At 63.0% G+C, this 24,965-nt stretch carries 23 protein-coding genes, 1 other RNA gene and 1 pseudogene; 8 read left to right on the forward strand and 17 right to left on the reverse strand.

The window, feature by feature from the left end; genetic code table 11:
• Nucleotides 1–32: 32 nt before the first annotated feature.
• The 5 genes from NKH60_RS01020 to NKH60_RS01040 all read right to left on the reverse strand — a co-directional run bounded on the left by NKH60_RS01020 (nucleotide 33) and on the right by NKH60_RS01040 (nucleotide 5,442).
• Entirely contained in the window at nucleotides 33–1,550 is a 1,518-nt protein-coding gene (locus NKH60_RS01020) for a DegQ family serine endoprotease (RefSeq protein ID WP_352539566.1), read from the reverse strand.
• 145 nt (nucleotides 1,551–1,695) lie between these two features.
• On the reverse strand, nucleotides 1,696–2,658 hold the full coding sequence (hflC, locus tag NKH60_RS01025; RefSeq protein ID WP_352471620.1) for a protease modulator HflC: 963 nt from the start codon (nucleotides 2,656–2,658) through the stop codon (nucleotides 1,696–1,698).
• On the reverse strand, nucleotides 2,658–3,752 hold the full coding sequence (hflK, locus tag NKH60_RS01030) for an FtsH protease activity modulator HflK (protein ID WP_352471619.1): 1,095 nt from the start codon (nucleotides 3,750–3,752) through the stop codon (nucleotides 2,658–2,660). Before hflK ends, hflC begins: the two co-directional genes overlap by 1 nt.
• A gap of 161 nt (nucleotides 3,753–3,913) precedes the next feature.
• On the reverse strand, nucleotides 3,914–4,432 hold the full coding sequence (locus tag NKH60_RS01035) for a dihydrofolate reductase (protein ID WP_352471618.1): 519 nt from the start codon (nucleotides 4,430–4,432) through the stop codon (nucleotides 3,914–3,916).
• Nucleotides 4,432–5,442, reverse strand: a complete 1,011-nt coding sequence (locus tag NKH60_RS01040; protein ID WP_352471617.1) for a DUF4424 domain-containing protein — start codon at nucleotides 5,440–5,442, stop codon at nucleotides 4,432–4,434. The genes NKH60_RS01035 and NKH60_RS01040 overlap by 1 nt, the downstream gene beginning before the upstream one ends.
• 141 nt (nucleotides 5,443–5,583) lie before the next feature.
• On the opposite strand from NKH60_RS01040, the gene cobF reads away from it, so the two are divergent.
• The gene (gene cobF / locus NKH60_RS01045; RefSeq protein ID WP_352539563.1) at nucleotides 5,584–6,357 is read left to right on the forward strand and encodes a precorrin-6A synthase (deacetylating); all 774 of its coding nucleotides are present in this window, start codon (nucleotides 5,584–5,586) and stop codon (nucleotides 6,355–6,357) included.
• A gap of 33 nt (nucleotides 6,358–6,390) precedes the next feature.
• On the opposite strand, the gene NKH60_RS01050 is transcribed toward cobF, so the two are convergent.
• From NKH60_RS01050 to NKH60_RS01075, 6 genes are all read right to left on the reverse strand, one after another.
• Nucleotides 6,391–6,732 carry a winged helix-turn-helix domain-containing protein gene (locus NKH60_RS01050; protein ID WP_023676697.1) on the reverse strand — a complete coding sequence of 114 codons (342 nt, stop codon included), beginning with the start codon at nucleotides 6,730–6,732 and terminating at the stop codon, nucleotides 6,391–6,393.
• Nucleotides 6,733–6,813: 81 nt separating this feature from the next.
• A complete protein-coding gene (modC, locus tag NKH60_RS01055; RefSeq protein WP_352850177.1) occupies nucleotides 6,814–7,926 on the reverse strand; it encodes a molybdenum ABC transporter ATP-binding protein in 1,113 nt (370 codons plus the stop codon).
• Nucleotides 7,923–8,627 (reverse strand): molybdate ABC transporter permease subunit, encoded by a 705-nt coding sequence (gene modB, locus NKH60_RS01060; RefSeq protein ID WP_352831164.1) that lies wholly within the window; start codon nucleotides 8,625–8,627, stop codon nucleotides 7,923–7,925. Before modB ends, modC begins: the two co-directional genes overlap by 4 nt.
• Nucleotides 8,628–8,642: 15 nt before the next feature.
• Nucleotides 8,643–9,434: a molybdate ABC transporter substrate-binding protein gene (gene modA / locus NKH60_RS01065; protein WP_352831166.1), complete on the reverse strand. Its 792-nt coding sequence runs from the start codon at nucleotides 9,432–9,434 to the stop codon at nucleotides 8,643–8,645.
• A 285-nt stretch (nucleotides 9,435–9,719) separates the two neighbouring features.
• Nucleotides 9,720–10,514 carry a thymidylate synthase gene (locus NKH60_RS01070; protein WP_352471610.1) on the reverse strand — a complete coding sequence of 265 codons (795 nt, stop codon included), beginning with the start codon at nucleotides 10,512–10,514 and terminating at the stop codon, nucleotides 9,720–9,722.
• Between the two features lie 113 nt (nucleotides 10,515–10,627).
• Nucleotides 10,628–10,939, reverse strand: a complete 312-nt coding sequence (locus NKH60_RS01075) for a DUF2853 family protein (RefSeq protein ID WP_023676702.1) — start codon at nucleotides 10,937–10,939, stop codon at nucleotides 10,628–10,630.
• Between the two features lie 161 nt (nucleotides 10,940–11,100).
• Here NKH60_RS01075 and ssrA point away from each other — a divergent pair.
• Nucleotides 11,101–11,456, forward strand: a transfer-messenger RNA (tmRNA) gene (ssrA, locus tag NKH60_RS01080).
• Between the two features lie 98 nt (nucleotides 11,457–11,554).
• Here the strand turns inward: ssrA and NKH60_RS01085 are convergent.
• Nucleotides 11,555–13,345 carry an acetolactate synthase 3 large subunit gene (locus NKH60_RS01085; protein ID WP_352831168.1) on the reverse strand — a complete coding sequence of 597 codons (1,791 nt, stop codon included), beginning with the start codon at nucleotides 13,343–13,345 and terminating at the stop codon, nucleotides 11,555–11,557.
• A 405-nt stretch (nucleotides 13,346–13,750) separates the two neighbouring features.
• Here NKH60_RS01085 and NKH60_RS01090 point away from each other — a divergent pair, with 405 nt between their 5' ends.
• On the forward strand, nucleotides 13,751–14,491 hold the full coding sequence (locus NKH60_RS01090) for an SDR family oxidoreductase (RefSeq protein ID WP_352831170.1): 741 nt from the start codon (nucleotides 13,751–13,753) through the stop codon (nucleotides 14,489–14,491).
• On the opposite strand, the gene NKH60_RS01095 is transcribed toward NKH60_RS01090, so the two are convergent.
• Both NKH60_RS01095 and NKH60_RS01100 read right to left on the reverse strand, forming a co-directional pair.
• Complete coding sequence (locus NKH60_RS01095) at nucleotides 14,445–15,380, reverse strand: LysR family transcriptional regulator (protein ID WP_352831172.1); 936 nt, start codon at nucleotides 15,378–15,380, stop codon at nucleotides 14,445–14,447. The two genes, NKH60_RS01090 and NKH60_RS01095, sit on opposite strands and share 47 nt — an antisense overlap.
• A 101-nt stretch (nucleotides 15,381–15,481) precedes the next feature.
• Nucleotides 15,482–16,687, reverse strand: a complete 1,206-nt coding sequence (locus NKH60_RS01100) for a multidrug effflux MFS transporter (RefSeq protein ID WP_023676705.1) — start codon at nucleotides 16,685–16,687, stop codon at nucleotides 15,482–15,484.
• A gap of 168 nt (nucleotides 16,688–16,855) precedes the next feature.
• Between NKH60_RS01100 and NKH60_RS01105 the strand changes: the two genes are divergently transcribed.
• The 4 genes from NKH60_RS01105 to NKH60_RS01120 all read left to right on the forward strand — a co-directional run bounded on the left by NKH60_RS01105 (nucleotide 16,856) and on the right by NKH60_RS01120 (nucleotide 18,680).
• On the forward strand, nucleotides 16,856–17,545 hold the full coding sequence (locus NKH60_RS01105; protein ID WP_352815396.1) for a TetR/AcrR family transcriptional regulator: 690 nt from the start codon (nucleotides 16,856–16,858) through the stop codon (nucleotides 17,543–17,545).
• A 134-nt stretch (nucleotides 17,546–17,679) separates the two neighbouring features.
• The gene (locus tag NKH60_RS01110) at nucleotides 17,680–18,216 is read left to right on the forward strand and encodes an SspB family protein (protein WP_023676707.1); all 537 of its coding nucleotides are present in this window, start codon (nucleotides 17,680–17,682) and stop codon (nucleotides 18,214–18,216) included.
• Nucleotides 18,217–18,234: 18 nt separating this feature from the next.
• Complete coding sequence (locus NKH60_RS01115) at nucleotides 18,235–18,438, forward strand: DUF4169 family protein (protein WP_023676708.1); 204 nt, start codon at nucleotides 18,235–18,237, stop codon at nucleotides 18,436–18,438.
• A gap of 20 nt (nucleotides 18,439–18,458) precedes the next feature.
• Nucleotides 18,459–18,680: a ribbon-helix-helix domain-containing protein gene (locus tag NKH60_RS01120; protein WP_352450079.1), complete on the forward strand. Its 222-nt coding sequence runs from the start codon at nucleotides 18,459–18,461 to the stop codon at nucleotides 18,678–18,680.
• A gap of 3 nt (nucleotides 18,681–18,683) precedes the next feature.
• Here NKH60_RS01120 and NKH60_RS01125 read toward each other — a convergent pair whose 3' ends face one another.
• Entirely contained in the window at nucleotides 18,684–19,088 is a 405-nt protein-coding gene (locus tag NKH60_RS01125) for a hypothetical protein (protein ID WP_352831174.1), read from the reverse strand.
• On the opposite strand from NKH60_RS01125, the pseudogene NKH60_RS01130 reads away from it, so the two are divergent.
• Nucleotides 19,055–19,342, forward strand: a pseudogene (locus tag NKH60_RS01130) (MarR family winged helix-turn-helix transcriptional regulator); the annotation flags it as partial. The gene NKH60_RS01125 and the pseudogene NKH60_RS01130 sit on opposite strands and share 34 nt — an antisense overlap.
• Nucleotides 19,343–19,371: 29 nt before the next feature.
• On the opposite strand, the gene NKH60_RS01135 reads toward NKH60_RS01130, so the two are convergent.
• Both NKH60_RS01135 and NKH60_RS01140 read right to left on the reverse strand, forming a co-directional pair.
• Complete coding sequence (locus tag NKH60_RS01135) at nucleotides 19,372–23,445, reverse strand: AsmA family protein (RefSeq protein ID WP_352831176.1); 4,074 nt, start codon at nucleotides 23,443–23,445, stop codon at nucleotides 19,372–19,374.
• A gap of 94 nt (nucleotides 23,446–23,539) precedes the next feature.
• The gene (locus NKH60_RS01140) at nucleotides 23,540–24,955 is read right to left on the reverse strand and encodes an FAD-binding oxidoreductase (RefSeq protein ID WP_352870894.1); all 1,416 of its coding nucleotides are present in this window, start codon (nucleotides 24,953–24,955) and stop codon (nucleotides 23,540–23,542) included.
• Nucleotides 24,956–24,965 lie beyond the last annotated feature (10 nt).

Below are 24,965 nucleotides of genomic sequence, written 5' to 3' on the forward strand. Positions count from 1 at the left end.
TTAACATCAGAGCGTTGCAGGCTCTTCCGGACTCAATCCATCCGGATCGTAACGAACCGCAGCTCGCCGGTCTTCGACGCCAGCATCAAAAGCGCGTTCTTGCGCCCCTGCTCCTTCAGCGCGCCGATCCGGTCCATGACATCCTTGGGCGTGGCGACCGATTCCTGCGCGATCTCGGTGATCACCTCGCCCGGCTGGATGCCGCGTTCGGCAGCCGCCGAATCCTTGGAGACGTCGGTCACGACGACTCCGGAGACGTCGGCGGCGATGCCGAATTTCGTGCGCGTCTCCTCATTGAGCTCGCCGATCGTCATGCCGAGCACGGCAGCCGTCGAAACCGCAGGCGCCTTGTCGGCATCGTCCTGGTCGGCGTTGCCGTTTTCACCGCCGCTGGCAAGCTTTTCGCCGTCCTCGAGCCGGCCGAGCGTCACCTTGACGGTCTGCTCGACCCCTTTGCGCACGATGATCACGTCGACCGCCTTGCCGACCGGGCTCTCCGCCACGACGCGTGGCAGGTCGCGCATTTCATGGATGTCCTTGCCGTCGAACTTGATGATGACGTCGCCGGCCTGGATGGTGCCGTTGTCGACCGGCCCGCCCTTGATAACGCCGGCGACCAACGCGCCCTTGGCGGTCGCCATGCCCAGGCTTTCGGCAATGTCGTCGGTCACCGGCTGGATGCGCACGCCGAGCCAGCCGCGCCGCGTCTCGCCGAACTGGCGAAGCTGGTCGACGACGCCCGAGGCAAGCTGCGACGGGATCGAGAAGCCGATGCCGATCGAGCCGCCCGATGGCGAGATGATTGCCGTGTTGATGCCGATGACCTCGCCGCTGCTGTTGAACAGCGGTCCGCCGGAATTGCCGCGGTTGATCGCGGCATCGGTCTGGATGAAGTCGTCATACGGGCCGGAATTGATGTCGCGATTGCGTGCCGAGACGATGCCGACCGTCACCGTGCCGCCGAGACCGAACGGATTGCCGATCGCCATCACCCAGTCGCCGACACGCATCGTGTTGGAATCGCCGAACTTCACCGCCGTCAGCTTGTGCCCTTTCGGATCGACCTTCAGCACCGCGACATCGGTCTTGGTGTCGGTGCCGACCAGCGTCGCCTTGAGCGTCACCCCATCGGAGAAATTCACCTCGATGTCGTCGGCATCGGCAATGACGTGGTTGTTGGTCACCACGATGCCCTGCTCGGCGTCGACCACGAAGCCGGAGCCCAGCGACTGCACCTTTTGCCCGCCGCCGCCCTTGTCGCCGCCACGGTTCTTGAAGAAATCGTCGAAGAAGTCCTGGAAGGGCGAGCCCTCCGGCAGCTGCGGCATCGGCACTGCGCCCGGCCCCTCAGTGCCTTTAACAGTCTGCGACGTCGAGATGTTGACCACGGCGCCAAGCAGGCCGGCGGCGAGATCGGCAACCGAGGGCGGCCCGTCGGCTGCCATCGTCGGCGCCACGAACGACGGAACGGCAATGGCGCCGACCAGAAGCGCAGCGGCCCCGGCGATGAACGTCCGCCTCGCTGCACGCAGAAGGGTGGTGGATGTCATCGAAAGGCCTCCGGGTGTTCTGAAAAAAGCGCTTCGGCAAAAAACGCCGCGTCGCGTCATGTTGGCAAGAAATAAGGCACGTTTGCGGCTATGGCTACCGCCAGAGAATAAATCCTCTGTTACGCCGGCTATCCCTGCACCGGCCCTACTGGCCGGTGCTTGGCTGAGCCGCCGGTGGCGCGGGAGCGGCAGGTGCTGGCGGTGGTGCCGCCGGTGCCGCAGGCGTTTCCTTGCTGTCCGGGTCGCGGAAGAAGCGGAAGAACTCGGAATTCGGCGACAGCACCATCGTCGTTCCTGCGCTGTTCAGCGCCGTGCCATAGGCATTCATCGACCGGTAGAAATCGAAGAAGGCCGGATCGCGCTGATAGGCCCCGGCAAACGTCGCGCTGCGCTGGGCTTCACCTTCACCGCGCAGGATTTCAGACTCTTTCTGCGCTTCGGCGACGATTTCGACCACTTCGCGGTCGGCGCGAGCCCTGATCCGCTGCGCTGCCTCGTTGCCGCGCGCCCTCAGCCGCTCGGCTTCGGCGAGACGTTCGGCCTTCATGCGGTCGAAGGTCTGCTGCGAGACTTCGGCCGTGAGATCGGTGCGGCGGATGCGGACATCCTCGATCTGCAGGCCAAGCGAGGTGGCATCAGGCCTCAGCTGATCGCGCACCTCGCGCATCATCACGGCGCGCTCTTCCGAGAGTGCCGCCTCGAAGTCGCGCAGGCCGTAGACGCGGCGCAAGGCAGCGTCGAGACGCGTCCTCAGCCGGGCCTCGGCCAGTTCGATCTGACCGGAAACCGCGGCGCGGAACACACGCGGGTCCGAGATACGATAGGCGATAAAGGCATCGACCTCATAGAATTTGCCGCCCGAAACCTGGACACGGATGTTGTCGAGGTCGAAGCGCAGGACCCTGTTTTCGATCAGCTGGACGGTGTCGGCATCGAAGAAGGAGAATGGCGCCTTGAAATAGATGCCCGGCTGGTTCTTGACGTCGACGATTTCGCCGAACCTGAGCACCAGCGCCTGCTGGCGCGCATTGACGACGAAGACCGACGAATAGAGCAGGAACAGGATGACCGCGGCGATGACCGCAATGACGGGAAGACGGTTGGCCATCACTGGTTTCCTCCGGTGGCCGGTGCCGGCGCCTTCTGCTGCAATGCCGGCAGCGGCAGGTAGGGAACCACCCCTTGCCCGTTGCCTTGCTCGACGATGACCTTGCTCGAATCCTTCAGCACCCTCTCCATCGTCTCCAGGTAGAGCCGCTTGCGCGTCACTTCCGGCGCCTTTGCATATTCGTCATAGACCGAGATGAAGCGCTGCGCCTCGCCTTCGGCCTCCTGCACGACCCGGTTCTTGTAGGCGGCCGCGTCTTCGCGGATCTGTGCGGCCGCACCGCGCGCCTGGCCGAGCTTCTGATTGGAATACTGATTGGCCTGCTCGACGAACTTGTCCTCGTCCTGTTCGGCCCGCTGCACCTCGTCGAACGCGTCTGCCACCTCGCGCGGCGGCGCGGCGTCCTCGATGGAAATTGCGTTGACGTTGAGGCCGGCCTTGTAGCCGTCCAGCGTCGTCTGGATGATCTCACGCACCGACGCCGCAATGCCTTGCCGGTCGTCGCGGAAAATATCCTGCGCCGGGCGCCGGCCGACCGCTTCGCGCATCGCGCTTTCGGCGACCTGCTGCAGCATGCCGCCCGGGTCGGACACGTCGAACAGATAGGCCTTCGGGTCGGAAACCTGATAGGCCACCGAGAATTGCACGTTGACGATGTTCTGGTCGCCGGAAAGCATCAGGCCATCGCCGCTGGTGCTGCCGCCGCCGATGCTGACAAGCTGCTCGGCGATGTTAGCGGTCTCGACCGTTTCGATGGGCCACCAATGGAAATGCAGGCCCGGCTGCGACAGCTCCGCCTTCGGCTTGCCGAACCTGAGCTCCACCGCAACTTCATCTGGCTGGACGGTGTACACTGCCTTGAACGCCCATAGCACCACCAGCGCCGCGGCAATCAGCCCGAACACGGCAGGGCTCGCGCCACCGCCGCCCGGCAGCGCGCGCCGCAACCGGTCCTGCCCGCGCCGGATGATATCCTCGAGATCGGGAGGCGAGCCCTGCGGGCCGCTGGGTCCTTTTGGTCCCTGACCCCAAGGCCCCTGATTGTTGCCGCCGCCCCACGGGCCGCCGCCGCCGCTCTTGTCGTTCCAGGGCATGAATGTCCTTTCGCTTGGAATTCCCTCAAGCGCCGGCTCACCGGCGCAAAATCCAATATTATTCTTCTATAGGGATGCGACGGCACGCTTTCAACGCGATCGGCTGCCGCCACTGTCCGCCTTTGGGTCCATCTAGACCTGTCGCGACCCCTTTGTCGCCTTCAATGCACGTCGCGGCGCCGCTCGTAAACCGAATAGCGTGTCGCATGGCTGTCCTTTTCGCCAGCCTCCACCTCCTGCGAGCGGACGATCCGCCACAGCGCCGGATCGATCGGCGGGAAATGGGCATCGCCGTCGACCGCGGCCAGAACATGGGTCACGTGCAGCCGATCGGCCAACGGCAGCGCCTGAGCGTAGATTTCGCCGCCGCCGATGACGCAGATCTCGTCGGCGCCGGCCATGCAGCGCCCGCGCACCGTCGCCAGCGCGATTGCGTCCTCGATCGAGTGCGCGACTTCGACGCCCTCGGCGCGCCATGCCTTGTCTCGTGTCACCACGATGTTGAGCCTGCCCGGCAATGGGCGGCCGATGCCTTCATAGGTCTTGCGGCCCATGATGATGGGCTTGCCCATCGTATCGGCTTTGAACCGCTTGAGATCGGTGGACAGCCGCCACGGCAACCCACCCTCGCGCCCGATCACGCCGTTCTCGGCGATGGCGACATAAAGCGCGAGGTCCATCAGCCGCCGTTTCCGCCATCCGACGGCTCCAGCAGCAATATGTCGATGTCATGCTCGGGGTAGAAGTTCTGCGCCTTCATCTCGAACGTCGTCGGTCCGATCTTCCTGACGTTTTCGCCGCAAAACGAGACCAGGTTCTTCGCATCGCCCTTGTCGACGGTCAGCTTGAAACTGCCGATGTTTCCCGACGCCCAGTTGCCGCCCGTGGTCAGGATATAGGCGATGCGGTTCTCGAAATATTTGGGGTAGCCGTCGGGATCGTCCTTGGCTGCCTTGCGCACGGCATTCTCGAAGGCATCGTCCATGCAGTAGCGTGTCTTGTAGGCGGCATACTGACCCTGGAACTGGCCGTCATAGAAGAAGCTGACCGAGGAGGTGCCGCCGACGCTCGGCTTGTAGCGATGCGAGACATGGACCGCCTTGTTGGCCGGAAACGTCGAGCGCCACCAATAGGTCGAGCGCAATTGCCAGAACGGCGTATAGACGGTCTTCATGCCCGAACCGTCGTCAGCAGTGTCCTCGATGATGATGCCGCGGTTGACCCAGTCGTCGGCGACCGCTTGCGGCAGCTTTGCCAGCGCTGCCTTGGCCGCATCGCCGAACGGATAGAACGGCACGCCCTGCGCCTTCAGGTCAGCGCCGATGTCGATGCCGAGCGCGAACACCTTCTGCTCGAGCTGCGGCTTTGCCGGCTCCCCGTCGATCGTCACTTCGAAGCCGAGGAAATTGTCGCTCTGCGCCTCCGGAATCGCTGGTATTTCTTCGGGGTCGCCTTCGATGTCGGGCATCGGAAAGGCGACGATCGCATCGACATCCTTGTCGGTATTGTTGCGGAAGACGTAATCGACCATCACTTTTTCCGGCGAGATGTAGAGATCCTCGCTTTCCATCGCCACCGCATCGCTGCGCGAAAGAATCAGCCCACCGGTGCCGAGTTCGGCGACCGAATCATTGGCGAGCGCAGGCGTAGCCGAGAGCGCCAAGGCTGCGGTCAGGACGTAACGGAACATGGAAACTCCCCCGGCGAGAATGCCAACATGACTCTAGCTGTTCAATGTGGCGTTTCAAAGCCTTTCGGCAAATGCGCCGGCGCCTGCCGGCATGTCGTGTCGGTCTAGACACGCCGGTCCCGATCGGGCAGGAGTTCGCCCATGCGCAAGCTTCTCGTCATCGGCATCGGCGCCGGCAATCCGGAGCACATGACGGTCCAGGCCATTAACGGTCTCAATCGGGCCGACGTGCTGTTCATTCCCGACAAGGGCGCCAAGAAGAACGATCTCGCCGAATTGCGCCGCCAGATCTGCGACCGCTTCGTCATTAATCCGAACTCGCGCCGTGTCGAATTCGACGTGCCGGTGCGCGCCGAGCCGGCGCCTTCCTACCGCTCGACCGTCGACGACTGGCACGAGGCGATCGCCGCGATCTACGAAGGCCTGATCCGCGACGAACTCCCTGAAGATGGCTGCGGCGCCTTCCTGATCTGGGGCGATCCGTCGCTCTACGACAGTGCGCTGCGCATCCTCGAGCGCGTGCGCCTCAGAGGCAATGTAGCGTTCGAGCTGGAGGTCGTCCCTGGCATCACCGCCATCCAGGCACTCGCAGCCAGCCACAAAATGGCATTGAACCGGATCGGCGACGCCATTTTGATCACCACCGGCCGCCGGCTCGCCGAGGAAGGTCTGCCCGAAAACGCCGGCAGCACCATCGTCATGCTGGACGGCAAATGCGCCTTCAACACGCTGGACGACAACGACGTCACCGTTCACTGGGGCGCCTATCTCGGGACGCCTGACGAGATCGTCATCTCGGGCCGGATTGGCGACGTCGGCGACAAGATCGTGACCACCCGTGAGCAGGCCCGCCGGAAAAAAGGCTGGATCATGGACACCTATCTGCTGCGCAAGCCGGGCGAGCCTAAGAAGTAACAGGGATCACACGCGGCATGAATTCCGCCGGCGTCACGCTGCGTCGATCTCGGCCTGCAGCGCCTCCATATGCGCCGCCGCTGCTGAAGACGCAGCCCGCTCGATCGCGCGGAAGCGGCTGACCACAGCAAGCCCGACCGACGTCAACTGGGCGCCACCGCCTTTTTTGCCGCCCGTCTGTGCCGCAACCAGCGGCTTGCCGAACACGCGGTTCATGTCTTCGACCAGATCCCAGGCGTGCTTGTAGGACATCTCCATGCCGCGTGCCGCGGCCGAAATCGAGCCGAAGGCGGCGATCTGTTCCAGAAGCTCGATCTTGCCCGGTCCGATGCGGCCATCTGGATCGAGATTTATCCGCAAACTCAGCGACGGCATTTGCTCCTCCGCGGTCACGCTATTCTACAAGTTCCGCGGCGATACCGCTATTCCAAAACGATATAGCGAATCATCGGCCGTTCACTCATCCGCCTCGGCGGGCAGGCCGGCGCCGGTATTCGCCCGGTCGAAGCTCACCGTCTTGACCACGGCGAAGACCTGTCGACCAAGCCGAAGCTCCAGTGTCTGCCGCGACTGTTCGGTGATGCGGGCAAGCACGGTTGCGCCATTGCAGTCGATGCCGATCTCGACCGTGGGCCCTTCGCCCGGCTCTATCGCCACGATCGTGCCCGGCAATATGTTGAGCGCGCTGAGGCCAACCGGCTGCTCGGTGGCGATCATCACGTCGCGGGCACGGATGCGGACGCGCACCGGCGCACCGACTGGCGTTGCCAGAAGCGGCACCCGGATCTCGCCCGCCAATGAGCCTAGCACCGTCATGCCAAAGGCTTCGTCGTGGCGCAGAACCGCGGTATCCAGCACGCCACCGCCCTCGCCGCGCTCTTCGGCCGGCAATAGATCCAGACGCTGCATGATCGCACCGGTCGGACCGGAAGCGGCGACCTTTCCTTGCATCAGCACCACGACGTCGCTCGCCAGCCGCGCCACTTCGGCGATCGAGTGGCTGACATAGACGATCGGAATTTTCGTCTCGTCGCGCAGCCGCTCGATGTAAGGCAAGATCTCGGCCTTGCGCCGCTCATCGAGCGACGCCAGCGGCTCGTCCATCAGCAGCAATTTCGGACTGGCAAGCAGCGCCCTGCCGATTGCCACGCGCTGCTTCTCGCCACCGGAGAGTTTTGCCGGCCGCCGATCGAGCAAATGGCCGATCCCGAGCAGTTCGACCACAGCATTGATATCGGCGTAACGCTCGGCAGCCGGCGTGAACCAGCGGCCATAGCGCAGATTGCTCGCCACGCTCATATGCGGAAACAGCCGCGCATCCTGGAACACCATGCCGATCCGCCGTTTGTGCTTCGGCACGAACAGACCGGCATCGCTATCAACCAGCACGCGGCCCTCGGCCGCGATGCGACCTTTGTCGGGGCGGATCAGCCCGGCAATCAAATTGATCAGCGTCGTCTTTCCGGAGCCGGAAGGCCCGAACAGCGCAGTCAGCCGCCCGGCGCTTTCGAAACGGGCATTGACGATGAAATCGCCAAGCCGGTGGCTGATGTCGACCTGAACCGTCATTCGATGTCCATCCGCCGGCCGACACGCCGCGCCAGCACTTCCGAGGCAACAAGTGCCGCCATCGAGATGACGATCGAGATCAGCGTCAGCCTGAGCGCGCCGGCGTCGCCGCCGGGAACCTGCGTGAAAGTGTAGATCGCCGACGGTAGCGTCTGCGTCTCGTTCGGAATGTTGGAGACAAAGGTGATCGTCGCGCCGAATTCGCCCATCGCCTTGGCGAAGGAGAGGATCGCACCGGCGATCAGCCCGGGCAGGATCAGCGGCAGCGTGATCGTGCCGAATACCCATAGCGGATTGGCGCCGAGCGTGCCGGCGGCCGCCTCGATTTTGCGGTCGACGGCCTCGATCGACAGCCGGATGGCCCGCACCATCAGCGGAAAGCCCATCACGCCGCAGGCGAGCGCGGCGCCAGTCCAGCGGAAGGAAAAAACGATCCCGAAATGTTCGGCCAGGAAAGCGCCGGCCGGACCACGCTTGCCGAAAGTCAACAGCAGCAAATAGCCGGTCACCACCGGCGGCACGATCAGCGGCAGATGCACCAGACCATTGAGCAGCGTCTTGCCCCAGAACTGGCCGCGGGCAAGCACAAGAGCGATCAGGATGCCTGGCGGCAGGCTGGCAATCATCGCCACGGTCGCCACCTTGATCGACAGCTGGACCGCATTCCATTCGTCGGGAGCGAGATCCAGCAGCCAGTTCATGTGCGGTGCCGTACGTCAGTTGCTCGGCGCGAGGATTGTAAAACCTTGCGCCTTGAAGAGTTCGCCAGCCTTGGCGGATTGCAGGCATTTCAGGAATGCCGGAGTATCCCTGCTCTTCGAATCCGCAAGCTGGGCGACTGGATAGATGATCGGCGGATGGGTACCCGCGGGGAAAGTGCCGACCACCTTCACGCCAGGCTCCGCATGCGCATCCGTGGCGTAGACGATGCCGAGTGCTGCCTCGCCGGTCGACACCAGCTTTAGGGCGGCGCGGACATTCTCGGCCTGCGCCACCTTGCCTTCGACCGAAGACCAGGCACCGAGCGATTCGAGGGCTGCCTTGCCGTATTTGCCTGCCGGCACAGCTTTGACATCGCCCATGGCAAGTTTGCCGTCACCGACGAGCTTGGCAAGATCGAAACCCTTTTCGATCCTGGTTTCAACCTTGGAATCCCGTGGCGCAACCAGAACGATCTGGTTACCGAGCAGTTTCACTTCGGTTTCGGGCTTGGTCAGCTTCCTGTCGGCAAGATATTTCATCCAGTCGAGATCGGCCGAGATGAACAGGTCTGCTGGCGCGCCGCTTTCAATCTGCCTGGCCAGCGCCGAGCTCGCCGCGTAGGAAATGGTCGCCGCCTCGCCGACATCGGCCTCGCAGGCCTTGTTGACGGCATCGAGCCCGTCCTTCAGGCTCGCCGCGGCAAACACGACCACCTTGTCATCGGCATGGGCCGCCGGCACCGCGGCCATCAGCATGGCGGCGAGACCCGCGATGGCAATCGTCGTCGAACCTTTGCGCGCCAGCATGAAACTCTCCTCGTCTCGGAACGCCCGAAGCCGTCCATCGATATATCCATGTGAACATAACAAGGAAAGGCTCTTTACCGCCTACGGCATTCTGAGCTGAGGTTTTCCCGGCCTGCGATAATCTTCGTTGGATACAGCGGCACCGAGGCCGAAGGAAATATTCACATGAAAATCAGCGACCCGGATTGCGCGTCAAGTCGACGTCGGCCGATCGAGATTGATGCTGACAAGGCCCGAAGGCGCAGCCGCAGTAGGCAATTTCGATATGGATGGTCAGGTATGGTGCTAGACCGCGATCGGCGCCTTGATCGTCGCGTCGGCGAAATAGTTCTCGAGCTGGAAATCCTCGAAGCGGAAGGCAAAGAGATCCTTCACCTCGGGATTGATCCACAGCGTCGGCAACGCCTTGGGCGTGCGCCGCAATTGTTCGCGCGCCTGCTCGAAATGGTTCGAGTAAAGATGCGCGTCGCCGAGCGTGTGGATGAAATCGCCGGGTTTCAATCCGGTCACCTGCGCCACCATCAGCGTCAGCAACGCATAGGAAGCGATGTTGAACGGCACACCGAGAAAGATATCGCCCGAACGCTGGTAGAGCTGGCAGGAAAGCTTGCCTTCCGAAACATAGAACTGGAACAGGCAGTGGCAGGGCGGCAAGGCCATGGCCTCCACCTCGGCCGGGTTCCACGCCGAAACGATCAGCCGCCGCGAATTAGGATTTTTGCGTATCTCCTTCAGAAGATTCGCAATCTGGTCGATAGCGCCGCCATGGCCGTCCGGCCACGACCGCCATTGTTTGCCATAGACCGGGCCGAGATCGCCGTTCTCGTCGGCCCACTCATCCCAGATCGAGACGCCGTGATCGTTGAGATATTTGATGTTGGTGTCGCCGGCCAGGAACCACAAAAGTTCGTGGATGATCGACTTCAGGTGCAGCTTCTTGGTGGTGGTGACCGGAAAGCCGCGGGCCAGGTCGAAGCGCATCTGGTAGCCGAATACCGAGCGCGTTCCGGTGCCCGTGCGGTCGCCGCGATCAGCGCCGTTTTCCAGCACATGCTTCAGAAGGTCGAGATACTGGCGCATCGGCTCCGGTCCGATTCGGGTTGTCAGCCATCATAGCCGAATGACCGTCGGCCGAACACAGCAAAGCGAGACGATTCCAGCAGAAGTCTCACCAGCACCGGCGGCGAGGTTGCTCAGAGCGAGCCGAGCATGCCCAGATCCTTGGCGACGAGGTAATAGAATGTCACCCGGCTCTTGCTGTTGTCGGCCGCCATAGCCTTGCAGGTCTTTTCGATAGCCGCATCCGCCTTGGCACCGTCGGTGACGCCGAGCTTGCCGGCGACCCAGCTGTTCCTGACGCGCTTCAGTTCCTCCGGGTCGGTGCAGGACACTAGCGAGGAATCGCGGTTCCTGAGCGCGATGCCCAGATGCTTGACGATCTTGGCGACCGCGTCGGCATCCGCCGCCGCATCATACTTCTTTACGTCTGCGAGATAATCGGCCATCGAAATTCCCCTCGTCGGCGCCACGGGATCCGGTCGATGAGGATTGTGGCGCGCTGCCGCAAGTATGCGCTAGGTCTCCTCACCGCCACAAAGCTTCGGTTGAGACCGGCTGCAAGTCAACCCTTCATGATCCACTTTGGCACGGACGAAAGTGGCATTCCGGCCTTTCATTTTCCACCGCCAGTCTCTATATTCGCTTCGTCGGCTCGACCGACTATGGCGATAAACAGGCGATGAAATAAGCCGTTCGGACCCGGGGGCGGTACCCGGCGCCTCCACCAAAAACCGCTGCTCAGGAGCGGCTTTTGCTGGGGGCGAAATAGGATCGACGAAGGTGTAAAGATCGTACTTTTGCCCGGCATTGTACCACCGTTATCGGGCTAAACTTATAGTTGCCAACGACAACTATGCGGAAGCACGTCTCGCCGCGTAAGCGGTGCGATAGCTTCAATTCAAGCCCTAGTGGTTCGCACTTCTAGGCGGGGTTCGGAGGTACCTGGCAACAGAAACCTCCATTTCTCCCCCTTTTTGATATGCGCAGCCGCAGGCTCGCCCGATATGTGCAGCTGCGGGCCTGGGCTTTTTACGCCCTGATACGCCCTGGCGCCGCTGCGTTCATACCAGTCCCTGGCTGATCGTTTCGATCGCGCTGCCAAAGGTCTCGTCGGCAGCCTCATGTGACATCTCATTGTGCGCCCTGCCCGTCCTGATCATCGGAAAACAATTGGCGAGCTTGGCAACACGACAGTCAAGGAGCACCGGCCGGTCCACATCGATCATTTCCTGGATCGCATCATCAAGGTCGGCTGGTTTGTCGCAGCGCAGGCCGACCGCTCCGAACGCCTCGGCCAATTTGATAAAATCGGGCAAAGCCTCGGAATAGGAATGCGCGAGGCGGTTGCCGTGGAGAATTTGCTGCCACTGGCGAACCATGCCCATATATCCGTTGTTCAGGATGAAGACCTTGATCGGCGCGTCGTACTGGACTGCCGTCGACATCTCTTTCATGGTCATCTGAACCGATGCGTCGCCGGCGATATCGATGACGAGGCTGTCCGGATGTGCGATCTGCACGCCCAGCGCCGCCGGCAGGCCGTAGCCCATCGTCCCGAGGCCGCCCGAACTCATCCAGCGGTTCGGCTTTTCCAAGCCGTAGAATTGGGCCGCCCACATCTGATGCTGGCCCACTTCAGTGGTGATGTATGTGTCGCGATCCTTCGTCAGCGCGTAGAGACGCTGCACCGCGTATTGCGGCATGATCACATCCTTGTTCATCTCGTAGGAGAATGAATTGCGTGCGCGCCAGCCGGCGATCCTTCTCCACCAGTCCTGGAGGCGGCCTCCATCCGGTTTCTGAGACAATGCGCGCCATAGACGAACCATGTCATCCAGAACATTGCCGACATCGCCTTGTATGCCGATATCGACGTGGACGTTCTTGTTGATCGAGGACGGATCTATATCGATATGGATCTTGCTGGAGTTCGGCGAAAAAGCGTCCACACGCGAGGTCACGCGGTCATCGAAGCGCGCGCCGACACAGATCATGACGTCGCAATCGTGCATCGCCATGTTCGCCTCATAGGAACCATGCAGACCGACCATTTTGAGCCAGTTCTTGCCGGAGGCGGGGTAAGCCCCAAGGCCCATAAGCGTCGAGGTGATCGGAAAGTCGGTCAGTTGAACCAACTCCCGCAGCAATCTCGATGCTTCCGGGCCGGAATTGACGATGCCGCCGCCGGCATAAATAACGGGACGGCTGGCATTGGCCATCAATTCTATCGCCTGGCCGATCTTGCCGATATCGCCCTGCAGCTTCGGTCGATGGTTCTTCAGCGCGACAACGTCTGATGGCGGCGTGTACACGCCGGACGCAAACAGAACGTCCTTTGGCATGTCGACGAGAACAGGCCCCGGTCGCCCCGACCGGGCGATGTGGAACGCCCTATGGATTGCTGACGCCAGGTCATTGACGTCTTTGACCAAAGAGTTGTGCTTGGTGCAGGATCGCGTGATGCCAATCGTGTCACATTCCTGAAAGGCATCGGAGCCGATCAATGTTGTCGGCACTTGTCCGGACAGACAGACGATCGGTACTGAATCCATCAACGCGTCCTGCAGGGGCGTCACGGCATTCGTCGTGCCTGGGCCTGATGTGACCAACATCACGCCGACCTTGCCCGTGGACCGGGCATAACCCTCCGCGGCATGGCCGGCGCCCTGTTCGTGGCGCACGAGGATATGCTTGATGTCGTCCTGCTGGAATATCTCGTCGTAGATCGGCAATATGGCCGCGCCGGGATAGCCGAAAATATGCTCCACACCATTGTCTTTGAGTGCGCGGAGAACGATCTCCGCTCCTGTCATGCGGTTGCTCGTATGCTGAATGGAATTATCGCTTGTCATGGTTCTGTCCCGTAGCGTGATGAGGATGGGTTGACGGGGCGTCGCCGAAATCGGGCGTAAGAAGAATTTCGGGCATAAAAAAAGGCCCCGTCGGGAGCCTGTTTGTCGCGCACGGGTGGCTGTCGCCGGATGGTTACACCATCCTGCCCGTGCGCTTTCCTACCACTGCAAGAACCATTGCGATCTTCATGATGATCGCTGCTACACAGAAAATCGCGCATCGTCAACGTCTCAGGCTGAGGCGTCTCAGGCTGAGGCGAAAGCCCAAGGGCCTCCCATCATCGGAACCTCCGATGGCAGTATTCGCTTCTTCCCGTTTCCCTTCTTCCACGCCTTTGCGGGACAAGGCCTCAGTTTCTCGCCGCGTGTGGTCATGCCCGGCGAGCTGCCTCATGGAGAGATAAGATGAACCAGGAAACCACACCAAAACACGAACGCATCCTGATCGTTGGCGGCAGTTCCGGTATGGGGCTGTCGCTTGCCGAACAGCAGCTTGCCGCCGGCGCCGAGGTTACGATCGTCGGCCGCTCCGAGGACCGGTTGTCGGCCGCACGGCAGCGCTTGCCTCACCCGGAAAGGCTGAGGACGATCGCAGCCGACGTCACAAGCGAGGACGAGGTCCAGCGCCTGTTCCAGGATGTCGGCACGCTCGACCACATCGTCTCGACCGCCGCCGACGTTACCGGCGTCTATGTGTTGCTTCCCGAGATGGATATCTCGGTGGCGCGGAAAGTGATGGATTCCAAAGTCGTCGGACCGCTTCTTCTTGCCAAACATGGCGCGCCTCGTCTGACGCCCGGGGGATCGATCACGCTGACCTCGGGCATCGCCGCCTATCGTCCGGCGGTGAAAGGCTCGGTGGTGGCAGCCGTTAATGGGGCACTTGGCTCACTCGCCTACGCGCTTGCCGTCGAACTGGCGCCGATCCGCGTCAACGTCGTTTCGCCCGGCTGGGTCGACACGCCGATTTGGGATGCCGTCGTCGGCAGCGGAAAGACAGCCGCGCTGGACGCCATGGCAAAGCGTCTGCTCGTCGGCCGGATCGGCCAGGCAGCCGACATTGCCCAAGCCATCACGTCCCTCATGCACAACGGCTTCATCACCGGAACCGTGCTTCATGTCGATGGTGGCCAGCGACTGGTCTAGCGATGGCCAAAATTTCGCGGACCATTGCAAGGAACAGCCGCAGCACCGGCGCTTGAATGCGCCGGTGGCGCCATACCATGGTGACCGGCGTCACCGGGCTGCTTCCGACCCAAGGCAGCACGACGATATTGGCGTCAGCCGCGGAAGCCACCAGACGCGGGACCAGCGCGCATCCAAGACCGCCTTCAACAAGGCTCCGTATCGCGCCCATGCTGGCGAACTCGCCAACGAGTTTTGGACGGTCAGGCAATGTTGCGGCAAACGTTTCGTCGAACATCCGCCTATAGACGCAACCGGGCTGGGTGACGAGGAAGGCCTCGTCGGCCAGATCGTCGGGCGTTATGGCAGAATATCCGGCCAATCGGTGATTTGCCGGCATTATGGTGACGAGCTCTTCTAATGCCACTTGCTCGCTTCGCAGCTCCGGCGCCGCCGCCGGGACGGCTCCGAAATGGAAAGATACGTCCAGCGCCCCGCTTGTCACGCCGGCACGCAACCCACTGCTATCGTCCGCCCTGAGGTTCAGTTCCACATCGGGATGGCGCCAATGGAATTCCGCCAGCACAGCTGGCAAGCGTGTCGAGCAAAGCGTCTCCAGGCCGCCGACAGTCAGGCGACCGGCAACCGTGCCGCTCGCGTCGGCGACTGCGGAACGGGCTTCGTCCGCGAGGTCGAGGAGATCGTTTGCATAGTCCAGCAGGCGTTGTCCCGCCGCCGTCAGCTTCAAGCCACGCCGTGATCTGTCGAACAGCGACGTGCCTAGATCGCTTTCCAGCGCCTGGATCTGTTCGGTCACGCTCGATTGGGCAAGATGAACCCGCTCGGAGGCGCGTGTGATGTTCAAAGTGGTGGCGACCGCTACGAAGGTTTTGAGATGTCGAAGCTGCATGTCCTGAACCCGTCATATAGGCATAGACTGCTTTGAACCGGGACCGCAAACGTGAAAAGGCCGGGAACATCGGCCGGCCTTTTTGTCTCGATAAGCGAAGTTTACTCCGCCGGCGCTTCCGCGACGTCCCGGCTGCGGCCGAGCGTTATTTTGGCCAGTGTGAAGGAGATCGCCGCGCAGAGCGTGATGCCCGCCACCATCGGCAGCGGCGTGCCGTCGAAAAACACGCCGGCGACGCCCATAGCGACCGCGCCGATGGCGAAGTGCAGCGTGCCCATCAGCGCCGACGCGGTACCGGCGATCTCGCCATGCTCTTCCATGGCCAGCACCGACGTCGTCGGGATGACCAGGCCGAGAAAGCCGTAGCCGATGAACAGCAGCGCCGCCATCACGTCGAGCCGGTCGACACCCGATGCCATCACCGCGAACAGCACCACCATCGTCGTCGCATAGCCGGTCACCGCGACGCGCACCACGCGCTGCAGCCCGAACCGCTCCGACAGCAACCCGGTCAGCTGCGACATGCCGATAAAGGCAACCGCATTGATCGAGAAGAACACGCTGTAGACCGAAGGCGACAGGCCATAATGGTCGATCAGGATGAAGGACGAGCTCGACAGATAGACGAAGAAGCTCGCAATGCCGAAGCCGGCGATGGCCGTCAGGCCAAGGAAGTTGCGGTCGCCCATCAGGAAGCGGTAGCCGGAAAGTGCCGTCCCGAAGGACGACCCGGCGCGCTCCTCGACCGGCCGTGTCTCCTTGAGCGAGGTCGCCAGCAGGATGGTGGCGAGCACGGCCGCGCCCGTCACCGTCCAGAACACGGCGCGCCAGCCGAAATTCTCGATGATCTGGCTACCGGTCAGCGGTGCCAGGATCGGCGACACCGAAAACACAAGCATCAGCAGCGACATCAGCTTGGCGGCCTCGGTGCCGGTATGCAGATCGCGCACGATCGCGCGCGGCACGGCCATGCCGGCGCTGGCGCCGAGCCCTTGCAGGAAGCGGAAGGCGATCAGCCATTCGATCGAGGGAGCCAGCGCCGAGCCGACGCCGCCGACCATGAACAGCGCCAGGCCGCCGTAGAGTGGCAGCTTGCGGCCGACCATGTCGGAGATCGGTCCGACGACGATCTGGCCGAAGCCCATGGAAAGAAAGAAGATCAGCAGGCTCATCTGCACCGCGGCAGTGCCGGCATGCAGATCTTCGCCGATTGAAGGCAGGGCCGGAAGATACATGTCGATGGCAAACGGGCCGATCGCGGACAATAGGCCGAGCACGACCGCAATGCGGAGGAATTTGGCGTTCATGATAGCAGGCTCTTTCGAATTCTGGTTGCCGCCGAGGACCGACGTGTAACCCTAGGACGTTCCATCCCGTGGAGTTCCGACTCTTCTGCGGAACGAAACCCCCTTCGTGCAAGTCCACAAATTTAGACAGGCTTGTCTAATTCGTCAACCACCTCTATATAGTTTTGCATGAAGGCCAACGTCTCTCCTGACATTTTCCCGCCGCGAGGCCACGAGGCCAAGCGCATATCGATTGTCGATGCCGCCGCCTCGGTCTTCTGCCGCGAAAGCTTTGCCGGTGCCAATATCGACATGATTGCCGCCGAGGCCGGCGTCTCCCGCCAGACCATCTACAATCATCACGGCGACAAGGAAAAACTCTTCGTTGCCATCGTCCGCGACCTCACCGAACGTTGCAATGCCGGCATCTTTGCCACGATTTCCACTTTTCCCGATCAGCCGAAGGATCTCGAGGCCGACCTCATCGCCTTTGCTGTGCGGATGAACCACAACTGCATCTGCAACCGCGACGGCAAATTCCTGCGCAAGCTGATCCAGACCGAGGGCGGGCGCTATCCCGAGTTGTTCGCCGAATGGCGCGAAGAGGGACCGGGCAGGACATGGCCGGCGATCGCCGCCCGCTTCGCCCGCCTCGCTCATGCGGGCTTCCTTGATATCGACGATCCCGATGTCGCAGCGCGCCAGTTCATGGCGCTTGCCAATGCCGAGTTGCAGACGACATTCATGCTCGGCGGTACACCGACCGAGGACGAGGTGGTGCAGTCGGCGACAAATGGCGTGCGCACCTTCCTGCGCGCCTTCGGCAAGCGGCAGCCTATGGCCCGGGCGAGCAAACAGGGCGCGCTCGCCAGCGCTTGACGATCAAAGCCGTTTGACGATCAAATCGTCGCCAATGGGCTTCGCTTCCGCACGCCGGCGATCTATATCCGGTTTACGCCGCGCTCAAGCTTGATTACAGCTATCAGGACGATTCAACGGAACCCGACAGCCACATGGCCGACGACCACATCCGCTACGACATTCTGGCCCAGGAGGCGTTGCGCGGCGTCATGCGCAAGGTCCTGGCCGAAGTCGCGCGCACCGGTCTCCCGGGCAACCATCATTTCTTCATCACCTTTCTCACCGGCGCGCCGGGCGTGCGCGTGTCGTCGCGGCTGCGCGAGCGCTATCCCGAACAGATGACCATCGTCATCCAGTTCCAGTATTGGGACCTGAAGGTGAGCGACACCGGCTTTGAGGTCGGGCTGTCGTTTTCCGACGTGCCGGAGAAACTGGAAATCCCGTTCTCGGCCGTACGCGGCTTTTACGACCCGTCCGTCAACTTCGAGCTCGAATTCGACGTCAAGACCGATACGCCGGCGGAACAGGAGACAAAGGCCAAGCCTGCTCCCGAACCGCTGGCCATCGTCGCCGAGAAAAAGCCCGAGACGAAGAAGAAAACCGCCGAGGCGGAAAAGAAGCCTGCCGCGGCCGACGCCGGCGCCAAGGGCGCCGACGTGGTGTCGCTTGACGCCTTCCGCAAGAAGTGACCCGACGGGCGGCGTGACATGGCCGAGATCGTCAATCTCCGTCAGGCACGCAAGCAGAAGGCGCGAGCCGAGAAGGAGCGCCTGGCCGAACAGAACCGGGCGCTGCATGGCCGTTCCAAACCCAGCCGGGATCGCGACCGCCTGATCGCCGACAAGGCCGATAAATTCGTCGCCGGCCATCGCCGCGAAAATTCGGGCGATTCGGACAAATCCGATGCTTGAAGTGTGAGTAGGATCGTCTCGTGAGCCCGGTGGAAAAGCGCTCGGTCACCATTCGCGGCCACCGCACCAGCTATTCGCTCGAAAAGCCTTTTTACGACGACCTGGTCGCCATCGCGGCCGTGCGAAAACTGACGCTCGCCGCCCTTGTCGCCGAAATCGACGAGAGCCGCCCGCGGGATGCCAATCTCTCCTCGGCGCTCCGGCTCTATGTGCTGGATTGGGCCAAGCGCGGCAAGTTGTAGCCTTCAGGCAACGCTATCCTGTCTCCTGCGCCGGATACGGAAGCCCAGCAAAGCCGAGCGGTCGCGTTCTTCGGCCTGCCAAGCAGCGTATCCTGCGGTTTCAGGTCGGCGAGCGTGAACTGGCCAAAAATAGGCGATGTTCGTGGCAAGCCGGATCAGCTTCAAGAGGGCAATGCCGGCAAACAACCCCGCCGTCGCAACCACCACCGCTATGCCGGCAATGAGCAGCACCCGGGCATCGGTGGTAAAATCGCGCAGATGGCTGGGGTTGGCGTGATCGGACTTCATTTGCAGACCTTGCTTTCTGGCGGCGTGCCGACTTGCGGATGGGTCGCCGGCCGTGCCACCGAGGATGGCGGGCACGAGCGATGTTGGTGACACCACGCCAGCATCAGGCCCTGCTTGCAATCAAAGGGTTCCCCGGCGGAGGGCCAGTGACCATTGGCGACCTCGCGGAGCGCCTGCGCATCCGCCATCACAGCGCAGTGGAATTGGTCAACCGTCTTTGCGAAGCCGAGCTCGTCGCGAGGGACCACGACGAGGAGGACCACCGCCGCGTGCTGCTGCGGCTGACCGAGCGCGCCGACGACAGTCTCGCCGATCTGTCAGCCGCTCATCTCGACGAACTCGGGCGGATCGAGCCGATGCTGAAGCGCTTGCTTGCTGGACGCGACACATATGGGATGCGCCGTCACCCGCCATTCAACGATTTCAGCAGATCGTCGATCGACGAGGGATCGAGCTTGAGCTTTGGCGGGGGCTGCACTGGCGGTGGCACGTTGTTTGCGGCCGGTGGCGCCCGTTCCGCGCGCTCCGCCGCGGCCTTGCGTTCGGCGTCGAGCCTTGCCTTCTCTTCCGAGGCGATCCGCAACGCCTCTTCCGCCCTCTGGCGTTGCTGTTCTTCGGCCTGCGCTGCTTCCTCGGCAGCCTGTTGCGCCGCCTTGGCTTTGGCTTCGGCATCCGCTGCGGCCTTTGCAGCCGCCTCGGCTTTCGCCCTGGCCTCGGCTTCGGCTTTCGCCGCTGCATCCGCCTTTGCCTTGGCTTCAGCCTGCGCCCTGGCCTCCGCTTCGGCTTGGGCCTGCGCCTCAGCTTCGGCCTTTGCCTTGGCGTCCGCTTCAGCTTTCGCTTTGGCCTCAGCCTGCGCCCTCGCCTCCGCATCCGCCTGTGCCTTGGCGTCCGCTTCAGCCTTCGCCTCGGCTTCGGCCTTTGCCTTGGCGTCGGCCTCGGCCTTCAGCCGCGCTGCTTCCTGTTGCCTGCGCAGTTCCTCCGCCGCTCTTTCACGCTCGGTTTGCAGCGCAGCGTAGTAGCGCACCTCACGCCGCAGCCTTTGTTTCTCGAGCAGTGCGGCTTGCATGGCTTCGACCCGCTGCTGCTCCTTTTCCAGCGCACGCTGGGTCAGGAACTGTGCCAGCGGCTCGCTGTCGAACTGCCGTTTGGTGGCGCCAAACGGCCCGTCGACGCTGAAATTCAAAATCGGTTCGGAGCCGACCAGCGCCTCATTGCCGGGCCGGTAGGCGATCTCGCCCTTGGCATCGACGGTGCTGGTGTTCAGATCGGCGGTGATGTCGGCGGACAGCGTCGCGCCCGGGCTTTCGAATTTGACCGGCGGCGCCCTTAGCGTGCCGCCGGCGATGGTGAAGGCAATATCGGTGTCCTGCGCCGGAAAACTGCCCGCCGCGGCGATCTGCGGCACAAAGCCGGCGGTCTTCGACGCGTCGATATCGCGCCCTATCGCGTCGGCCTTGGCAATGAATGCGCCAAAGGCATCGGGATTGAAGCCGGCAATAGTCATGCCCTTCAGCGTCGCCGTGCCGGAACCGGACAGCGCCGCAACCATCGCGTCGACCGATTTGCCGCTGGTCGAAAGCGCCGTCGAGAACTCGCCGCTTCCGCTGATGCCGGCCTCCGGCAGCACGGCTACCAGATCGGCGCCGGCGAGTTTCATCTGACTGGAGAAAAGCCCGGTGCCGTCATTGTTCTTGAGCTCGAACAGGCCACTCAACGCGCCGCCGAGGAACTTTGCCTTGAGGTCGGAAACGCGGATGCCCTCCTGGTCGAGCTGCAGCGACAGCGCAGCGTTATAGGCGGTGGCAAGCGGACCGGCGGCAAGCGACGCCGCCGTCAGATCGAGATCGGCGGTAAATGGCAGACTGGATTTCTGGCTGAACGGTGCCGTCGGCCAGGTCCTGTCGTTGACAAGGAAGGCCTGGTCGCCGAACAGCATCACCGCCATCGGATCGAGGTCCAGCTCGTCCAGCGACAGCGCGCCGGCAAGATGCGGCAGCCCCTCGTTGATGTCGATATTTACGTCACCGGAAACCGCCGCTTCGTTGACGGCGCCGCTGAGGCCGCTCAGCACCAGGAGACCATTGCCGTAATCGGCATCGGCTGCAAGCGACGTCGACATGCCGGTGCCCATGCCGGGCAGGCCGACGCCGGTCGTCATCAGCCATGGCTCGATGTCGGCCGTTTCAAGGCTGACCTTGCCCTTGGCGGCCGCGCCTTGAGGCGTGTCGGCAATTGTCCCGTCGAAACCAGCTTTGAAGTCGTTGCCGGCCAGGCTGAAGCGTGTCGCCAGGCCGCCGCCAAGCGTGCCTTTGGCCGAGACCTCGGTAGTCGCCTCGCCAAGCATGCCGAGTGGCAGCGCCGGCAGACCGTAAAGCGCCAGAAGCGCGGTGGCGTCGGCGTTCCTTGCGTTGAAGGTCAGCGTCACCGGCGCTTCGAGAGGCCGGTCGAGCGCCCCTTTGCCGGACAACGACGCCGAAAAGGCCGAGCCACCGGCCTTGCCCTGTGCGCTCATTGCCAGTCCAGTCGTACCGTCGCCATTGTCTGCGGCACTCGTGACCGCATCGATACGCGCATCCTGGAACAGCTCGGGATAGGCAGCAGCACGCTCCGCCAGGCCCTTCAGCACTGCATTGTCGGGATAATGCTGGACGGCGACGTCGATCAGCGGCTTGAGGTCGACGGCGACCACCGAGGCGTCGAGCTTGCCGGTCGGGCTCGCCGGGAAATCCTTGATTCGACCGGTAGCGCTGATCGAGGCGCCGGCAAGTCCGCCGACCGACAGGCGATCGATCTCAAGCAGCCCATCGCGCAATCTAAGCGCGGTGTCGACGCTATCGGCGGTCAACCCGCCGGCGCTGACCGGCCCGGCCTTGATCTGGAAATCGAGGTCGCGGTCGGAAAAGCGGTTGGCGCCCTTGTCGCTGACGAAGATCGAGGCGAAGGCGGCGAGCCCGTCGACATCGAGTTCGCCACCTTCCAGTTGCATCAGCACCGATGGCCTTGTGTCGTCGGGCTGGCTGGAATCGATGCGGCCGGAGAACTTCGCCTTGCCGAGGATGAGTTCGAGATCGCTGAAGGCCTGGTGCTTCTCGCTCAAATCCACCTTGGCCTTGAAGCCGGCGGCCGGCAAGCGGCGGATCGCCTCGTCGACGTCCTTCGACAGCCATGCGGCGAAGCCGGAGGGCTGCGCCACCGCCAGAAGCAGCGATCCGGTGAAACCGAAATGGTCCTCGACGCTGACCATGCCGTTGGCTTCCAGCTTGGCGCGGCCGGGCAGCGTGGCGGCCAGCGATTTTACCGCCCAGCCGCCCTCGGCTGGCTCGGCGGACAGGTGCACGTCGCGAACGGTGGTATCGCCTGCCACCACCGCCGGCAGTTTCACCTCGACCGTGCCCGGTATGGTCGGCTTCGGCAGGTCGAGCAGCGCCTGCTCCAGCGCCGCCACCCGCTCGGACAGCGTCAATCCGGCACCGGCCGCCGCCCCCACGGCCTCGTCGAACTGCACCTGCGCGCCATCGGCCTCGATCGAGAAATGCGGCTTCAGCCCAAGGTCGACCGCAGCCTTGCCGTCGGCAGTGTAGGGATTGTCGCGCGGCCCGGTCTCGAAGCGGAATTCGTCGACGCCGAGCTTCTGGTGGTCGAGCGAAAACTTGCCGTTCAGCCTGAAGCCCGGGTCCGGTTTGCCGGCGCTGACTTTCAGCGCCTCGCCGCCGGTGCCCAGCTGCCGCGCCGCAGTCTGGTCTGCGCCCGATATCTTGAACTGGCCCGAATAGACGGCGGCGCCCTCGACGAGGCCCACATTGCCGTCGGTCTCGATGACCAGCGGATAGGCGTCCGGATCGGCCTTGAGCCTGAGCCGCATTTGCCCGTCCGGTTCGGCCTTGCCGGTGGAAGCGGCGATCGTCGTCCGCAACCCGTCCAGCAACAGCGAGCCGTCCAGCCGCCAGGGGCCGGCCAGCGACTTGGCCGAGATCGTCGAGTTGATCTCGGAAATAAGATGGCTGCGCCCGCCAGCGGCGTGGCTGAGCGCGATCTGTCCTTCCGTCACCGTCAGCTTCTCGATGGAGATCTGGCCGGGATCGAAGGGCGAGGACGGCCGTATCGTCCAGTCGACCGTGCCGTCGGCGGCGATGTCAATCGTCGCCTTCGGCCTCACCAGGCGCATGTCGAAGATCAGCACCTCGCCGCGCAGGAATGGCGCGAGTTCTGCATCCATCGAAAAGGTTTCGACGGTCATCGCCGGCTGGCCGTTAGGGCCACCGGCAACGGCGACGTTGGAAAAGGTCACCGAGGGGAACGGCAACAGCCTTGCCGTCGCATCGCCTCGCACGGTCACCTTGCGGCCCAGGACGGCACTGGCCTCGCGCTCGAAATCGGCACGGTAACCTGTCCAGTCGACAAAGTACGGCACCACCAGCGCCGCACACAGCACCAGCACGAGAAGCCCACCGAAGATCACGAACAGGCGTGCGAGCATGAACTCCTGGATAGTTGATAGTAAAGTCAGTGGCACTCTACCCGCATCAGCGTGTCGATAAAGAGGCAAATCGGGGCGCGGCAGCGGCCTGATGTCAGTCCTTTCCCGGCAGTATCTTCCCCGGGTTCATGATGTTCAGCGGATCGAGCGCCTGCTTGATCGTGCGCATGATGTCGACGCCATGGCCGAGCTCATGCCGCAGGAAGCCGATCTTGCCTTGCCCTATGCCGTGCTCGCCAGTGCAGGTGCCGTCCATGGCGATGGCGCGCATATTGAGCCGCGCCACGAATTTTTCGGCCAGTGCGATCTCTTTCGGGTCATCCACGTCCATCAGCACCAGCACATGGAAATTGCCGTCGCCGGCATGGCCGACGATCGGGGCGATCAGGCCCATCTCGGCGATATCCGCCTCGGTCTCGGTGACGCATTCGGCAAAGCGCGAGATCGGCACGCAGACATCGGTCGACAGGCCCTTGGCGCCCGGCCGCAGCGTCAGCGACGACCAGTAGGCATCGTGCCGGGCTTTCCACAATTTTGTCCGCTCTTCGGCGACGCTGGTCCACAGGAACGGACCGCCGCTATTTTCCTCGGCGATCATGCCGAAGGTCTCGGCCTGTTCGGCGACGCTGGCATCGCTGCCGTGGAACTCGCCGAACAGGCACGGGCTCTCCGGATAGTCGAGCTTCGAATAGGTCTTCATCGCCCGCATCTGCAGCGCGTTGACCAATTCTATGCGCGCCACCGGAATGCCCATCTGGATGGTCGCGATCACCGTGTTGCACGCCGCCTCGAGGCTGGGAAACGGGCAGACGCCGCCTGAAATCGCCTGTGGAATGCCCTGCAGCTTCAAGGTCAGCTGGGTGATGATGCCAAGCGTGCCTTCCGAACCGATCAGCAGCCGCGTCAGATCATAGCCGGCCGAGCTTTTCTTGGCGCGCTTGCCGGTCGTCACTGCTTCCCCGTCGGCCATCACCGCCGTCAGCGACAGGACGTTCTCGCGCATCGTGCCGTAGCGCACCGCGTTGGTGCCCGACGCACGCGTCGCCGCCATGCCGCCGAGCGAGGCGTTGGCGCCCGGGTCGATCGGAAAGAACAGGCCGGTGTCGCGCAGATGCCGGTTGAGATCCTCGCGCGTCACGCCGGGCTCGACGGTGCAGTCGAGGTCCTGCGGATTGACCGCAATGATGCGGTTCATGCGTGACGTATCGAGCGAGATGCCACCGCCCGGCGCATTGGTGTGGCCTTCCAGCGAGGAACCGACGCCAAAGGCGATCACCGGCACGCGATGTGCCGCGCATGCGCGCACGATCTCCTGCACCTCCTCCGTCGTCTCGGCAAAGGCGACGCCGTCCGGCGCCTGCGTCGGGATATAGGTCGTGGTGTGCGCGTGCTGGGCGCGGATCGCCTGGCCGGTCTGGAATCGCTCGCCGAGCCGCTGCTTGAGGATGCCGAGTACGGCGGCAATGCCTTCTTCGTTGCGCTCGACCGGATTGAGGTCGCTTAGAGCCATCGATTCCTCC

It is taken from the genome of Mesorhizobium sp. M1006, assembly GCF_040318825.1.
GTDB lineage: Bacteria > Pseudomonadota > Alphaproteobacteria > Rhizobiales > Rhizobiaceae > Mesorhizobium.

Excerpts from the sequence above, each read along its gene's own strand:
- NKH60_RS01040 (WP_352471617.1), bottom strand. The coding sequence starts at position 5,442 with ATGTTCCGTTACGTCCTGACCGCAGCCTTGGCGCTCTCGGCTACGCCT.
- NKH60_RS01140 (WP_352870894.1), bottom strand. The coding sequence starts at position 24,955 with ATGGCTCTAAGCGACCTCAATCCGGTCGAGCGCAACGAAGAAGGCATT.
- NKH60_RS01085 (WP_352831168.1), bottom strand. The coding sequence starts at position 13,345 with ATGACAAGCGATAATTCCATTCAGCATACGAGCAACCGCATGACAGGA.
- NKH60_RS01090 (WP_352831170.1), top strand. The coding sequence starts at position 13,751 with ATGAACCAGGAAACCACACCAAAACACGAACGCATCCTGATCGTTGGC.
- NKH60_RS01075 (WP_023676702.1), bottom strand. The coding sequence starts at position 10,939 with ATGGCCGATTATCTCGCAGACGTAAAGAAGTATGATGCGGCGGCGGAT.
- NKH60_RS01035 (WP_352471618.1), bottom strand. The coding sequence starts at position 4,432 with ATGGACCTCGCGCTTTATGTCGCCATCGCCGAGAACGGCGTGATCGGG.
- hflK (WP_352471619.1), bottom strand. The coding sequence starts at position 3,752 with ATGCCCTGGAACGACAAGAGCGGCGGCGGCGGCCCGTGGGGCGGCGGC.
- NKH60_RS01105 (WP_352815396.1), top strand. The coding sequence starts at position 16,856 with ATGAAGGCCAACGTCTCTCCTGACATTTTCCCGCCGCGAGGCCACGAG.
- hflC (WP_352471620.1), bottom strand. The coding sequence starts at position 2,658 with ATGGCCAACCGTCTTCCCGTCATTGCGGTCATCGCCGCGGTCATCCTG.
- NKH60_RS01100 (WP_023676705.1), bottom strand. The coding sequence starts at position 16,687 with ATGAACGCCAAATTCCTCCGCATTGCGGTCGTGCTCGGCCTATTGTCC.
- modC (WP_352850177.1), bottom strand. The coding sequence starts at position 7,926 with ATGACGGTTCAGGTCGACATCAGCCACCGGCTTGGCGATTTCATCGTC.
- cobF (WP_352539563.1), top strand. The coding sequence starts at position 5,584 with ATGCGCAAGCTTCTCGTCATCGGCATCGGCGCCGGCAATCCGGAGCAC.
- NKH60_RS01135 (WP_352831176.1), bottom strand. The coding sequence starts at position 23,445 with ATGCTCGCACGCCTGTTCGTGATCTTCGGTGGGCTTCTCGTGCTGGTG.
- NKH60_RS01115 (WP_023676708.1), top strand. The coding sequence starts at position 18,235 with ATGGCCGAGATCGTCAATCTCCGTCAGGCACGCAAGCAGAAGGCGCGA.
- NKH60_RS01070 (WP_352471610.1), bottom strand. The coding sequence starts at position 10,514 with ATGCGCCAGTATCTCGACCTTCTGAAGCATGTGCTGGAAAACGGCGCT.
- modA (WP_352831166.1), bottom strand. The coding sequence starts at position 9,434 with ATGCTGGCGCGCAAAGGTTCGACGACGATTGCCATCGCGGGTCTCGCC.
- modB (WP_352831164.1), bottom strand. The coding sequence starts at position 8,627 with ATGAACTGGCTGCTGGATCTCGCTCCCGACGAATGGAATGCGGTCCAG.
- NKH60_RS01050 (WP_023676697.1), bottom strand. The coding sequence starts at position 6,732 with ATGCCGTCGCTGAGTTTGCGGATAAATCTCGATCCAGATGGCCGCATC.
- NKH60_RS01095 (WP_352831172.1), bottom strand. The coding sequence starts at position 15,380 with ATGCAGCTTCGACATCTCAAAACCTTCGTAGCGGTCGCCACCACTTTG.
- NKH60_RS01110 (WP_023676707.1), top strand. The coding sequence starts at position 17,680 with ATGGCCGACGACCACATCCGCTACGACATTCTGGCCCAGGAGGCGTTG.
- NKH60_RS01020 (WP_352539566.1), bottom strand. The coding sequence starts at position 1,550 with ATGACATCCACCACCCTTCTGCGTGCAGCGAGGCGGACGTTCATCGCC.